This window comes from Pseudomonas sp. YH-1 (genome assembly GCF_051990045.1).
Taxonomy (GTDB): Bacteria; Pseudomonadota; Gammaproteobacteria; order Pseudomonadales; family Pseudomonadaceae; genus Pseudomonas; species Pseudomonas nicosulfuronedens.
Genome location: NZ_CP178184.1, coordinates 5508887 through 5521750, shown reverse-complemented (window position 1 = coordinate 5521750; position 12864 = coordinate 5508887). Strand labels below are relative to the sequence as shown.

10 protein-coding genes are annotated in these 12864 nt (G+C 64.7%); 9 read left to right on the top strand and 1 reads right to left on the bottom strand.

Going from position 1 to position 12864, the window contains the following annotated elements; translation table 11 throughout:
- The first annotated feature begins 5 nt into the window (after positions 1 to 5).
- Positions 6 to 917, top strand: a complete 912-nt coding sequence (locus ACKI1H_RS25175; protein ID WP_440468909.1) for a 1-aminocyclopropane-1-carboxylate deaminase/D-cysteine desulfhydrase — start codon at positions 6 to 8, stop codon at positions 915 to 917.
- On the opposite strand, the gene ACKI1H_RS25170 is transcribed toward ACKI1H_RS25175, so the two are convergent.
- Positions 905 to 1843 carry a DUF1853 family protein gene (locus ACKI1H_RS25170; RefSeq protein WP_440466691.1) on the bottom strand — a complete coding sequence of 313 codons (939 nt, stop codon included), beginning with the start codon at positions 1841 to 1843 and terminating at the stop codon, positions 905 to 907. The two genes, ACKI1H_RS25175 and ACKI1H_RS25170, sit on opposite strands and share 13 nt — an antisense overlap.
- Positions 1844 to 1955: 112 nt before the next feature.
- Here ACKI1H_RS25170 and ACKI1H_RS25165 point away from each other — a divergent pair, with 112 nt between their 5' ends.
- The 8 genes from ACKI1H_RS25165 (at position 1956) to ACKI1H_RS25130 (ending at position 12677) form a co-directional block, all read left to right on the top strand.
- Complete coding sequence (locus ACKI1H_RS25165; RefSeq protein ID WP_017519352.1) at positions 1956 to 2843, top strand: NAD(+) kinase; 888 nt, start codon at positions 1956 to 1958, stop codon at positions 2841 to 2843.
- Entirely contained in the window at positions 2843 to 3823 is a 981-nt protein-coding gene (locus tag ACKI1H_RS25160; RefSeq protein WP_138525877.1) for a metallophosphoesterase, read from the top strand. Before ACKI1H_RS25165 ends, ACKI1H_RS25160 begins: the two co-directional genes overlap by 1 nt.
- Positions 3820 to 4692, top strand: coding sequence for a rhomboid family intramembrane serine protease (locus tag ACKI1H_RS25155; RefSeq protein WP_440466690.1), 873 nt, complete (start codon positions 3820 to 3822; stop codon positions 4690 to 4692). Before ACKI1H_RS25160 ends, ACKI1H_RS25155 begins: the two co-directional genes overlap by 4 nt.
- Positions 4693 to 4884: 192 nt before the next feature.
- Complete coding sequence (locus ACKI1H_RS25150; protein ID WP_138525879.1) at positions 4885 to 5145, top strand: YeaC family protein; 261 nt, start codon at positions 4885 to 4887, stop codon at positions 5143 to 5145.
- Positions 5145 to 5972 carry a DUF2797 domain-containing protein gene (locus tag ACKI1H_RS25145; protein ID WP_177421678.1) on the top strand — a complete coding sequence of 276 codons (828 nt, stop codon included), beginning with the start codon at positions 5145 to 5147 and terminating at the stop codon, positions 5970 to 5972. The genes ACKI1H_RS25150 and ACKI1H_RS25145 overlap by 1 nt, the downstream gene beginning before the upstream one ends.
- A 149-nt stretch (positions 5973 to 6121) precedes the next feature.
- Complete coding sequence (gene pepN, locus ACKI1H_RS25140) at positions 6122 to 8794, top strand: aminopeptidase N (protein ID WP_440466689.1); 2673 nt, start codon at positions 6122 to 6124, stop codon at positions 8792 to 8794.
- A 485-nt stretch (positions 8795 to 9279) separates the two neighbouring features.
- Positions 9280 to 11247 carry a DUF1302 domain-containing protein gene (locus tag ACKI1H_RS25135; RefSeq protein ID WP_138525881.1) on the top strand — a complete coding sequence of 656 codons (1968 nt, stop codon included), beginning with the start codon at positions 9280 to 9282 and terminating at the stop codon, positions 11245 to 11247.
- Between the two features lie 62 nt (positions 11248 to 11309).
- A complete protein-coding gene (locus tag ACKI1H_RS25130; protein ID WP_138525882.1) occupies positions 11310 to 12677 on the top strand; it encodes a DUF1329 domain-containing protein in 1368 nt (455 codons plus the stop codon).
- Positions 12678 to 12864 lie beyond the last annotated feature (187 nt).

Sequence of the window (12864 nt, the reverse complement as noted above, 5' to 3'; positions counted from 1 at the left end):
CCCCCCTGCAACGCGCCCACCTGGATTGGCTTGATCACGCCGGCGTCGAGCTGGCGTTGTTGCGCCTGGATCGGGTGGATTCGCTGGTCTCGGGCAACAAGTGGTTCAAACTCGCACCCTATCTGCAGCAGGCTGCCGACCTCGGCCTGGCCGGCGTGATGACCTTGGGCGGCGCCCATTCCAATCACCTGCACGCGGTAGCGGCGGCCGGCGCGCGGTTCGGTTTCGAGACCGTCGGACTGCTGCGCGGAGAAGAGCAGGACAATCCCACGGTTACCGACCTGCGCCAGCTCGGCATGCGGCTGCACTGGCTTGGCTACGGTGGCTATCGTCGGCGTCACGAAGCCGAATTCTGGGAGCCCTGGCGTCGGTGCTATCCCCAGTTGCTGGCGGTCGGCGAGGGCGGCGGCGGACTCCCTGGCGCACAAGGTTGCTCGCCACTGGTCGAGCAAATTCGCCAACAGCTCGGCGCCCTTGGTTGGGAGGACTACCAGCAGCTCTGGGTGGCTTGCGGCACCGGCACGACCCTGGCCGGCCTGGTGCTCGGCGAGGGCGGTGCGCATCCGGTGGTCGGTGCCCTGGCGGTGCCGCCGGGGCATGGCGTCGAAGCGCAGGTGCCGGAACTGCTGAGGGAAGGCGGCACCGCCGATAGCGGCTACCGTCTGCTGGATGCCAGTCGTGGCGGCTTCGCGCGGATCGACGTGACGCTGGCGCGCTTCATTCTCGCGACTGAAGCCGAGTGTGGCGTGCCGCTGGAGCCGCTATACACCGGGAAATTGCTGCTGGCGCTGCACGATGAGGTCGCGGCGGGGCGCGTCGCGCGCGGTACTCGCATCGTCGCGGTCCACAGTGGTGGCCTGCAGGGACGGCGAGCGCTGGAAGAGAAGTTGAAGACCCTAGCCGCTCAGCGCGAATAGCCGCTATGCACCCTTGGCCAGCGGTCACCCACCAGGAACAGGCGCTCCTGCTCCCGCCAGCGCCCTTCGTGGAACTCCATTCGCACCAGCATCTGCGGGAAGCCGTCTTCCGGCAGTTCTGCCAGCCAGGTGGCGAAGCGCTCCGTGCTCCAGTGTTCATCTTCGGCGGCCGGGGATAGCCAGCCCTTGCGGGACAGGGCCTGCCAGCCGTGTGGGTGTTCTGCCTGGTAGGCAGGCCAGGCATGCCGGTGCAGCCAGCGGCCGCGCTGATGGTTGTCGCTGGCCCCCGCGGGTGGCGGGCAGGGCGTAGGCCAGGAATAGAACAGGTAGCCGCCGAGCCAGAGGCCGGGGGCCGGATCGGCGTCACTGTGCTCGCGCACCACGGCAAGCCCCTCGACGGTGGAAGAGAGGGGCAACTGATGCTGGTAGAAGTGCTCGATCTTGCGCAGCAGATGGTCTTCGGCGCCCGGCCCGAGCCAGGAGTCGGGGCCGTCGTCGCTGGGGCCGAGGTAGAGCTTGATGGCCAGCTCCAGGTGATGCAGGCCGTCGTCGTCCTCCAGCAGCAGGTCCAGTTCGCCGAGGGTCTGGCCGTTGTCGCGCACCGGCAGGTTGGCGGCCAGCAGGCGCAGGTCCGGGGCGCGCTCCAGGGCGTATTGCCAGAGCCGTTCGTAGTAGCGGCCCAGGCGCTGGTGCGGTGCGGACTCGAGCTGCGCCAGCAACTCGCCCGGCGACTGCTCCTGGGCGCGCAGCCAGTCGGCCAGCAAGGCCGGTTGCAAGTACCAACGACTGGCAGTCAGTGGATGGCGTAGCGCCGGGCTGTCGGGTTGCAGCAGGGGTGGGGAGAGCAATGTCCAGGCGAGGTCGCGGACCTGCGGCTGGCGCAGGTCGATCAGCAGCTCGTCGAGCAGGGCGGTGAAGTCGGTCATGCCCCAAGCCTAGCTGCTACACCCTTGCTCCGGCCACGCTGCGGTTTGCCGCTGCTTGGGCCTTTCGCCCATAATTCCGCCATTCGAGTAGCGCAACGCCGTCCGGAGTCCCATGGAACCCTTTCGCAATATCGGCATCATCGGCCGCCTGGGCAGCACCCAGGTGCTGGAAACCATCCGTCGGCTGAAGAAATTCCTCACTGAGCGCCACCTGCACGTGATCCTCGAGGACACCATCGCCGAGGTCCTGCCGGGGCACGGTCTACAGACCTGCTCACGGAAGATCATGGGCGAGATCTGCGACCTGGTGATCGTGGTCGGCGGCGACGGCAGCATGCTCGGCGCGGCGCGCGCTCTGGCGCGGCACAAGGTGCCGGTGCTGGGGATCAACCGTGGCAGCCTGGGCTTCCTCACCGATATCCGCCCCGACGAGCTGGAAACCAAGGTCGCCGAAGTGCTCGGCGGCCAGTACATCGTCGAGAGTCGTTTCCTGCTCGACGCCCTGGTGCGCCGCCACGGTGAATCCATTGGCCAGGGCGACGCGCTGAACGACGTGGTGCTGCACCCCGGCAAGTCCACGCGGATGATCGAGTTCGAGCTGTATATCGACGGCCAGTTCGTCTGCAGCCAGAAGGCCGACGGCCTGATCGTCGCCACGCCGACCGGCTCCACCGCCTACGCGCTGTCCGCCGGCGGGCCGATCATGCATCCCAAGCTGGATGCCATCGTGGTGGTGCCGATGTACCCGCACATGCTGTCCAGCCGGCCCATCGTGGTGGACGGCAACAGCGAGCTGAAGATCGTCGTCTCGCCGAACATGCAGATCTACCCGCAGGTGTCCTGTGACGGCCAGAACCACTTCACCTGCGCGCCGGGCGACACCGTCACGGTGAGCAAGAAGCCACAGAAGCTGCGCCTGATCCACCCCATCGACCACAACTACTACGAGGTCTGCCGGACCAAGCTGGGCTGGGGCAGCCGCCTCGGGAGCAGTGAGTGATGGAACTCGACCCCGCACGTGGCTATGACCTGATTGGCGATATCCACGGCTGCGCGCACACCCTCGACCATCTGCTGGAGCGCCTGGGTTATCGCTCTCAGGGCGGTGTATGGCGGCACCCGCGGCGCCAGGCGCTGTTCCTGGGCGATATCATCGACCGTGGCCCGCGAATCCGAGAAGCGCTGCACCGGGTGCACGACATGGTCGCCGCCCGCGAGGCGCTGTGCATCATGGGCAATCACGAATTCAACGCCCTGGGCTGGTCGATGCCTGCCGCGCCCGGCAGCGGTCGCCAGTACGTGCGCGAGCACACGCCACGCCACGCCCGGCTGATCAAGGAGACGCTGGAGCAGTTCGAAGGCCACCCGGCGGACTGGCGCGACTTTCTCGGCTGGTTCCAGGAGATGCCGCTGTTCCTCGACTCGGGGCGCTTCCGCATGGTCCATGCCTGCTGGGACCACGACGTGATCGAGACGCTGCGCCGACAGTTCCCGGATGGGCGCATCGACGAAGCCTTCGTCATGTCTACCGCCGAACCCGGCAGCTTTGCCCAGCAAGCTTGCGATCGCCTGCTGCGCGGCACCGACATGCGCCTGCCCAACGGCATGACCCTGACCGGTAGTGACGGCTTCACCCGTTCGGCCTTCCGCACCAAGTTCTGGGAAGAGGACCGCGCGCCGGAAACCTATGGCGATATCGTGTTCCAGCCCGACGCGCTGCCCGACGAAGTGGCCAGCGAACGCCTGAGCGAGGAGCAGAAGTCACGCCTGCTGACCTACGGCGCCGACGAGCCGCTGCTGTTCGTCGGCCACTACTGGCGGCGTGGCACCCCGGCGCCGATCCGCCCGAACCTCGCCTGCCTGGACTACAGCGCGGTGATGTACGGCAAGCTCGCGGCCTACCGGTTGGACGAGGAAACGCGGCTGGACCGCAACAAGTTCGTTTGGGTGGATGTGAAGCGTCCGGAGGGCGATGAGTGAGCGCAGTTGAAGCGATGCGGTTGCCGGCGGCAGTCGACCTGGGAGCGTTTGTCGGCCTGCTGCACCGGTTGAACGTGCCGTTCCGGGTCAGCGAGGAATCCGGCGAGCAGGTGCTCTGGGTGCCCAATGTCCAGCTGGCCGAGCAGGTTCGCAGCCTGTATGAGCGTTATCCGCAGGGTGATCCGGAGTTCACCGTGCAGGCCGAGCCGCAGCGCCGCGGGCCAGGCTTCGTGCAGCAGTTGAAGATGAGCCGGATGACCGCCGCGGTGCTGCTGGTGACCTTCGTGGTGGCGGCCATCACCACGCTGGGCACTACCCCGGAAACGCTACGCTGGTTCACCTTCCAGAACTTCCAGATGGTCGGCCAGGACCGTGCGCTGTTCTATCCGCTGGCCGACTCGCTGGCGCAGGGGCAGTGGTGGCGCCTGTTCACGCCCATGCTGATCCACTTCGGCTGGCTGCACCTGGCGATGAACGCCATGTGGTACTGGGAACTGGGGCGGCGCATCGAATACCGCCAGGGGCCCTGGCTACTGCTGGGGCTGAGCCTGGGCTTCGGGCTGGTCTCCAACGTCGTGCAGTACGGCGTCAGTGGGCCGAGCCTGTTCGGTGGTCTGTCCGGTGTGCTCTATGGCCTGCTCGGCCACTGTTGGATCTTCCAGCGCATGGCGCCGACGCCGGCCTATCAGCTGCCCAAGGGCGTGGTGGCGATGATGCTGATCTGGTTGCTGGTTTGCCTGTCGGGGGTAATCGACCTGCTCGGCTTCGGCTCCATTGCCAACGGCGCCCATGTCGGTGGACTGGTTGCGGGTTGCCTGAGTGGCCTGATCGGCGGGCTGCTGGCGCGGCGGAAAAACGGCTCCCCGTAGGATGGGTGGAGCCTAGGCGATACCCATGCTGTCGCTGCAGGGATCGATGGGTATCGCTTCGCTCCACGCCATCCTGCGAAAGCACCCTCTACGCCGAGCGGAAGCTGCGCAACCGATTGACCGGCGTTCGTGCGCGCGAGGCTTTCGCCCGGTAGAATGCCGGCTTCGTTTTTCCCCTGCAGGAGCCGGCCCATGTCGTCCTTCGCCGAAATGATCGAGAACATCACCCCCGAAATCTACGAGAGCCTCAAGCTGGCCGTGGAAATCGGCAAGTGGCCAGACGGCCGCAAGCTGTCCCAGGAACAGAAGGAACTGTCGCTGCAGGCCATGATCGCCTGGGAGATGGACAACCTGCCCGAGGACCAGCGCACCGGCTACATGGGCCCGCAGGAATGCGCCTCCCACGCCGAGCCGATCCCGAACATGATCTTCTCCTCCAACTCCCTGCACTGATGCAAGAGATCGGACGCGGCGCCCTGGACAAGATGTCGGCGCGCCTGGAAAGCCCCGTGCAGTACGCCTTCCGCTTGGGCGATTCGCAGGTGCCGGTCAACCCGCTGATCGGCAAGACCGTGCGCCTGGAGTACCTGGGCGAGATCAACTGCTGCCACTGCGGACGCAAGACCAAGAAGAGCTTCGCCCAGGGCTACTGCTACCCATGCTTCACCAAGCTCGCGCAATGCGACAGCTGCATCATGAGCCCGGAGAAGTGCCACTACGAAGACGGCTCCTGCCGCGAGCCGGAGTGGGGCGAGCGCTTCTGCATGACCGACCACGTGGTCTACCTGGCCAACTCCTCGGGGGCCAAGGTGGGCATCACCCGCGCCACCCAGGTGCCGACCCGCTGGATCGACCAGGGCGCGCGCCAGGCGCTGCCGATCATGCGTGTGGCGACCCGCCAGCAGTCGGGCTTCGTCGAGGACCTGCTGCGTAGCCAGGTCACCGACCGCACCAACTGGCGCGCGCTGCTCAAGGGCGAGGCCGAGCCACTGGATCTGGTAGCTATCCGCGAGCAGATCTTCGACGCCTGTGCCGAGGGCCTCGTCGCCCTGCAGCAGCGCTTCGGCCTGCAGGCGATCCAGCCGGTGATTGACATGGACCCCATCGAGATCAAGTACCCGGTGGAGGCCTACCTGGCCAAGATCACCAGTTTCGATCTGGACAAGACTCCGGTGGTCGAGGGTACCCTGCAGGGTATCAAGGGCCAGTACCTGATCTTCGATACCGGTGTGATCAACGTACGCAAGTTCACCGCGTACCAGCTGGCCATCAGCGCCTGATCGAATCCGCATTGAATTTCTGGTTCGTGGCACGCATCTAGGGATAGATGCGTGCCCGACTCGCCCGCTGCGTTCCAGATCGCTAGAGTCAGTACCAGATTCCTCCGGCCGGCCGATTCCGCCTGCCGCCTTCCAAGGGGCCAAAAGCCATGCGTACCGAGCAACCGAAAGTCATCTACCTCAAGGATTATCAGGCGCCCGAGTACCTGATCGACGAGACCAACCTGACCTTCGAGCTGTACGAGGACCACACCCTGGTCCACGCCCAGCTGGTGATGCGCCGCAACCCGGAGCGCGGCGATGGTCTGCCGCCGCTGGTGCTCGACGGCCAACAGCTGGAGCTGCTGTCGGTGGCGCTGGATGACCAGGCCCTTGAAGCCGGCCAGTACCAGCTCGATGAGAACCACCTGACGCTGCAACCGACGGCGAAGACCTTCACCGTCGACAGCACCGTGCGCATCCACCCGGAAAGCAACACCGCGCTGGAAGGCCTGTACAAGTCCGGCAAGATGTTCTGCACCCAGTGCGAGGCCGAAGGCTTCCGCAAGATCACTTACTACCTCGACCGCCCGGACGTGATGAGCAGCTTCACCACCACGCTGTCGGCCGAGCAGCACCAGTACCCGGTGCTTCTGTCCAACGGCAACCCGGTGGCCAGCGGTTCGGAAGAGGGCGGCCGCCACTGGGCGACCTGGCAGGACCCGTTCAAGAAGCCGGCCTACCTGTTCGCCCTCGTTGCCGGTGACCTCTGGTGCGTGGAAGACCAGTTCACCACCATGAGCGAGCGCGAAGTCACCCTGCGCATCTATGTCGAGCCGGAGAACATCGACAAGGTCCAGCACGCCATGGACAGCCTGAAGAACTCGATGCGCTGGGACGAGAAGGTCTACGGCCGCGAGTACGACCTGGACATCTTCATGATCGTCGCGGTCAACGACTTCAACATGGGTGCCATGGAGAACAAGGGCCTCAACATCTTCAACTCCAGCTGCGTGCTGGCCAAGGCCGAGACCGCGACCGATGCCGCTCACCAGCGCGTCGAGGGCGTGGTCGCCCACGAATACTTCCACAACTGGTCGGGTAACCGCGTGACCTGCCGCGACTGGTTCCAGCTGTCGCTCAAGGAAGGCTTCACCGTGTTCCGAGACAGCGAGTTCTCCGCCGACATGAACTCGCGCACCGTCAAGCGCGTCGAGGACGTGGCCTTCCTGCGTACCAACCAGTTCGCCGAGGACGCCGGCCCCATGGCGCACCCGGTGCGCCCGGATTCCTTCATCGAGATTTCCAACTTCTACACCCTGACCGTCTACGAGAAGGGGTCGGAAGTGGTGCGCATGATCCACACCCTGCTGGGCGCCGACGGCTTCCGCAAGGGCACCGACCTGTACTTCGAGCGCCATGACGGCCAGGCCGTGACCTGCGACGACTTCGTCAAGGCCATGGAAGACGCCAACGGCGTCGACCTCACCCAGTTCAAGCGCTGGTACAGCCAGTCCGGCACCCCGCGCCTGGCGGTCGAGGAGAGCCACGACGCTGCCGCGCAGAGCTACACCCTGACCTTCCGTCAGAGCTGCCCGGCCACGCCGGGGCAGAGCGAGAAGCAGCCTTTCGTCATTCCGGTGCAGATGGGCCTGATCGACAAGCTCGGCAACGCCTTGTCGCTGCGCCTGCAGGGCGAAGAGCACGCCCACGGCAGCGACCGTGTACTGCAGGTCACCGAGGCCGAGCAGTCCTTCACTTTCGTCGGTCTTGCCGATAAGCCGCTGCCGTCGCTGCTGCGTGGATTCTCCGCGCCGGTGAAGCTGAGCTTCCCCTACGACCGCGACCAGCTGATGTTCCTCATGCAGCACGACGAGGACGGTTTCAACCGCTGGGAAGCCGGCCAGCAGCTGTCCGTGCAGGTCCTGCAGGAGCTGATCGGCCAGCACCAGCGTGGCGAGAAGCTTGTCCTGGATGAGCGTCTGATCACCGCTTTCCGTACCCTGCTGCTGGATACCGGTCTGGACCAGGCCATGGTTGCCGAGATGCTCTCGCTGCCCAGCGAGGCGTATCTCGCCGAGATCAGCGAAGTGGCTGATGTCGAGGCGATCCACGTGGCCCGCGAATTCGCCCGCCAGCAGATCGGTGCAGCGCTGCACGAGCAGCTGTGGGAGCGTTACCAGGCCAACCGCAAGCAGTCCCGCGAGACTGCCTACGTTGCTGAGGCTTCGCACATAGCCCGTCGCAGCCTGCAGAACATTTCCCTGTCCTACCTGATGCAGAGTGGCAAGGCTGAAGTGCTCGCCGCCTGCCAGGAGCAGTACAAGGATTGCGACAACATGACCGAGCGCCTGACTGCGCTCGCGGTGCTGGTCAACTCTTCATCCCAAAGCGGGTCCTTCGACAGTGCGAAGGCCGAGGCGCTGGCAATGTTCGCCGACTACTTCAAGGAAGACCCGCTGGTGATGGACCAGTGGTTCAGCGTCCAGGCCGGCTGTACCCTGCCGGGCGGGCTGGAGCGCGTGCAGGCGCTGATGAGTCATCCGGCCTTCACCCTGAAGAACCCGAACAAGATCCGCGCCCTGATCGGCGCCTTCGCCAACCAGAACGCCGTGAACTTCCATCGCGCGGACGGTGCCGGCTACCGTTTCCTGGCTGACCAGATCATCACCCTCAACGCACTCAACCCGCAGATCGCCTCGCGCCTGCTGACCCCGCTGACCCGCTGGCGCAAGTACGCACCGGCGCGCCAGGCGCAGATGAAGGCCGAGCTGGAACGCATCCTGGCGTCCGGCGAGCTGTCCAGCGATGTATACGAAGTGGTCAGCAAGAGTCTCGCGTAACACACCCGCCGCGCCCCGTCCCAGGGGCGCAATGTACTGTCGAAAAGGTGTTACCAACTTTTGTTGGTAACACCTTTTTGTTACCTATCGAAATTAACCGATATCATTCTTATCGCTTTGTGGTATTGGGCGAAAAACGCCGATGTGTCTGCGTCGCACCTTCAGGGGCCGATTGCGCCATCAGGGGTGGTAAATGGCGCAATCGGCCACCTGATTTGATCAGTGAACGACCAGTCACAAAAAGTAGCGCGCAGATTCTTTATTTTTTGTAAGCAGAATCCGATACATCGGTGCTGTTGGCACTGGGGTTGCACCGACGGACCCCGCTTAGCCTTTGCCCGTCCATTGGGACGGGAGGCGTGTCGAGCACCTTGGGGGAGTTTCCTTCAGATCGACGACAACAAGGCCGTGGAATAACGGCTGACAAGGCGTACCGCGCACTGGCGGCGCCGCTAAAGAATGATCAGTCCATGGAGTGAGTCCTAATGGAAATCCCAGTTCGCAAGCCCGTCTTGCGTTATGCGCCTGCTCGTGCCGGTTTCGCCCTGGCCGGCATCCTGCCTCTGCTGATGTCTGCCCAGGCAACGGCGGTCGAGTTCAGCTTCCTCGACAACGAAGTCACCGGCTCGCTGGACAGCACCGTGTCCTACGGCGCCCTGTGGCGCGTGCAGGGCCAGGACAAGACCAACAACGACATCAACGGCAACGACGGCAACCGTAACTTCGACACTGGCCTGGTTTCCGAGGTGTACAAGATCACTTCCGACCTGGAAGCGACCTACAAGAACTACGGTCTGTTCGTCCGTGGCTCGGCTTTCTATGACACCCAGATCATGGACAAGCGCAACGACTACTACGACAACAACCATCCGGCGCAGCCGAGCCAGACCTACCCCAACAGCGATCGCTTCACCAGCGAGACCCGCGATGCCGCCGGCAATCGCGCCGAGATCCTCGATGCCTACGTCTATGGCAACTGGGACGTGGCCGACCACCCGCTGACCGCACGCCTGGGCCGCCAGGTGTTCAACTGGGGCGAGGGCATCTTCTACCGTGGTGGCGTGAACACCACCAACCCGGTGGACGCCGCCAAGTTCCGCCTGCCGGGCTCCGAGCTGAAGGAAGTGTTGATGCCGGTGGAAGCTGCAAGCTTCAACATCGGTTTGACCGACAACCTGTCGATGGACGCCTTCTACCAGTGGAACTGGAAAGAGACCCGCATCGACCCGGTCGGCACCTTCTTCTCCGAGACCGATCTGTTCGCCGATGGTGGCAACACCGCCTACACCACCGTGGGCGCGCTCTCCAACCCGCTGTTCCAGAGCCTCTACCCGCAGCTTTCCGCAGCCCATGTGGGCGGCCTGCAGGGTACCCAGTACCTGGACTCCAACGGTGTGTTCAAGGTTGCCAACGTCGGCAAGGACATCAACGCCAAGAACGATGGTCAGTTCGGCGTGGCCTTCCACTACGTGGCCGAAGAACTGAACTCCACCGAGTTCGGCTTCTACTTCGTGAACTACCACTCGAAGGAACCGACCATCTACGCCGACCTGAACAGCGACTACGCTGGCGTGGATCTCGATCAGCTCGCCGGCGTCGGCGGCTTCACCTCCTACGACCAGCTGGTCTCGGCGGCCGGCAGCGGCAACGCCCTGGCCGGCCAGGTGCTGAGCCTGGTCAATGGTGCGACCTCCGTGGACGTGGCCAACCAGGTCAACGCCCGCCGCGAGTACGTCGAGAACATCCGCATGTACGGCTTCAGCTTCAACACCACCGTGGGCGACGCCTCGGTGTTCGGTGAGCTGGCCTACCGCCCGAACCTGCCGATCGGCATCGCCACCACCAACGACCTGCTCGGCGATCTGCTGGTGCAGGCCCCGGCGCTGGCCAGCGGCAAGACCGTGAACATCGGTGGCGGTGACGTCTCGATTCGCGACCAGATCCACAACTACGAGCGCGTCGAGGCCTTCAACACCTCGTTGGGCACCATCTACAACTTCGGCCCGTCGCTGTCCTTCGACTCGCTGATGGGCGTGGCGGAACTGGCCTCCGAACACCTGCGCGGCAGCGACCTGCAGTACACCGCGTATGACGGCAGTACCCGCTACTACTCCGGCCGTGGCAACGGCGCCTACATCTCCGGCTACGACCGCGACGATCAGGTGAACAAGAACGCCTACGGCTACACCCTGCTGCTGTCGGGCACCTGGAACGACGTCTTCGCCGGCGTGAACATCTCGCCCTACGCCGTCTACAAGGACGACTTCGAAGGCAACTCCTACCAGACCGGCAACTTCATCGAAGGCCGCAAGGCCTACACCCTGGGCGTCAAGGCTACCTACCTGAACGCCCTGGAGGCCGAGCTGCAGTACACCGAGTTCTACGGCGCCGGGCAGAACAACGCCAGCCGCGACCGCGACAACGTCGGCTTCAACGTCAAGTACTCCTTCTGATAACGACAAGTGTGCGGCGGGCTTCAGAAGTGCCTGCCGCACGCCCCTCACGGAGAAGCAACATGCGCAACATGCGTACCCTGGTCGGCGCCGCCGTGGCCCTGGCCCTGTCTGCCGGCAGCGCCCTGGCGGCGGTTTCCCCGCAGGATGCGGCCAAGCTGCAGTCGAGCCTGACCCCGCTGGGCGCGGAAAAGGCCGGCAACGCCGCCGGCACCATCCCGGCCTGGACCGGTGGCATCACCCAGGCACCGGCCGGCTACAAGCCGGGCCAGCACCACATCGACCCGTTCGCCGCCGACAAGCCGCTGTACACCATCACCAAGGCGAACCTGGACCAGTACAAGGCCAATCTGACCCCGGGCACCCTGGCGCTGTTCGCCACCTACCCGGACACCTTCCAGATGCCGGTGTACCCGAGCCGCCGCAGTGGTTCGGCACCGCAGTGGGTGTATGACAACACCCTGAAGAACGCCACCAGCGCCAAGCTGGCCGAGGGCGGCAACGGTTTCGTCGATGCCTTTGGCGGCATTCCGTTCCCGATCCCGCAGAACGGCGTGGAAGCGGTGTGGAACCACATCGCCCGCTACCGCGGCACCTACATCGTGCGTCGCGCGTCCGAAGTGGCCGTGCAGCGCAATGGTGACTACTCGCTGGTGACCTCGCAGCAGGAGGCGCTGTTCAAGTACTACATCCAGGGCAAGAGCTTCTCGGACCTGAACAACCTGCTGTTCTACTACCTGTCGTTCACCAAGAGCCCGGCTCGCCTGGCCGGTGGTGCCGCACTGGTCCACGAGACCCTCGACCAGGTGAAGGAGCCGCGTCAGGCCTGGGGCTACAACGCCGGTCAGCGCCGTGTGCGCCGCGCGCCGAACCTGGCCTACGACACCCCGATCGCTGCCGCCGACGGCCTGCGTACCGCCGACGACACCGACATGTTCAACGGCTCGCCGGACCGCTACGACTGGAAGCTGATCGGCAAGAAGGAAATGTACATCCCGTACAACAACTACAAGGTCTCCAGCCCTGAGGTTAAGTACAAGGATCTGCTGACCCCGAACCACCTGAACCCGAAATACACCCGCTACGAACTGCACCGTGTGTGGGTCGTCGAAGGCACCCTGAAGCCGGGCTCGCGCCACATCTACTCCAAGCGCGTGCTGTTCCTGGACGAGGACAGCTGGGGCGCCGCCGAAGTCGACCAGTACGACGGTCGCGGCGAGCTGTGGCGTGTATCGCTGGCCTACCTGAAGAACTACTACGAGCTGCCCACCACCTGGACCGCTCTGGATACCTTCCACGACCTGCAGGCCCGTCGTTACCACGTACAGAACCTGGACAACGAAGAGCCGAGCACCATCGACTTCGGCCAGGCTGTACCGGACGACTCCTACTTCAGCCCGTCCGCACTGCGTCGCCGCGGCACCCGCTGAGTTCGCCGTAGGCGTGTAGGAGCGAGCTTGCTCGCGAACCCGCCCAGCACCGTTGCTGCCGGCTGACACATTCGCGAGCAAGCTCGCTCCTACGAAAAGAGCCCCGCCTCGGCGGGGCTTTTCATTGCCCGGGCAAACCTCGAGGGAGCAAAAGTGTTACCGCACAACCCGCTGGAAGCCCGCGGCC

Coding starts and splice junctions, on each gene's coding strand:
- ACKI1H_RS25170 (WP_440466691.1), bottom strand. CDS start 1,843: ATGACCGACTTCACCGCCCTGCTCGACGAGCTGCTGATCGACCTGCGC.
- ACKI1H_RS25165 (WP_017519352.1), top strand. CDS start 1,956: ATGGAACCCTTTCGCAATATCGGCATCATCGGCCGCCTGGGCAGCACC.
- ACKI1H_RS25160 (WP_138525877.1), top strand. CDS start 2,843: ATGGAACTCGACCCCGCACGTGGCTATGACCTGATTGGCGATATCCAC.
- ACKI1H_RS25150 (WP_138525879.1), top strand. CDS start 4,885: ATGTCGTCCTTCGCCGAAATGATCGAGAACATCACCCCCGAAATCTAC.
- ACKI1H_RS25145 (WP_177421678.1), top strand. CDS start 5,145: ATGCAAGAGATCGGACGCGGCGCCCTGGACAAGATGTCGGCGCGCCTG.
- pepN (WP_440466689.1), top strand. CDS start 6,122: ATGCGTACCGAGCAACCGAAAGTCATCTACCTCAAGGATTATCAGGCG.
- ACKI1H_RS25135 (WP_138525881.1), top strand. CDS start 9,280: ATGGAAATCCCAGTTCGCAAGCCCGTCTTGCGTTATGCGCCTGCTCGT.
- ACKI1H_RS25130 (WP_138525882.1), top strand. CDS start 11,310: ATGCGCAACATGCGTACCCTGGTCGGCGCCGCCGTGGCCCTGGCCCTG.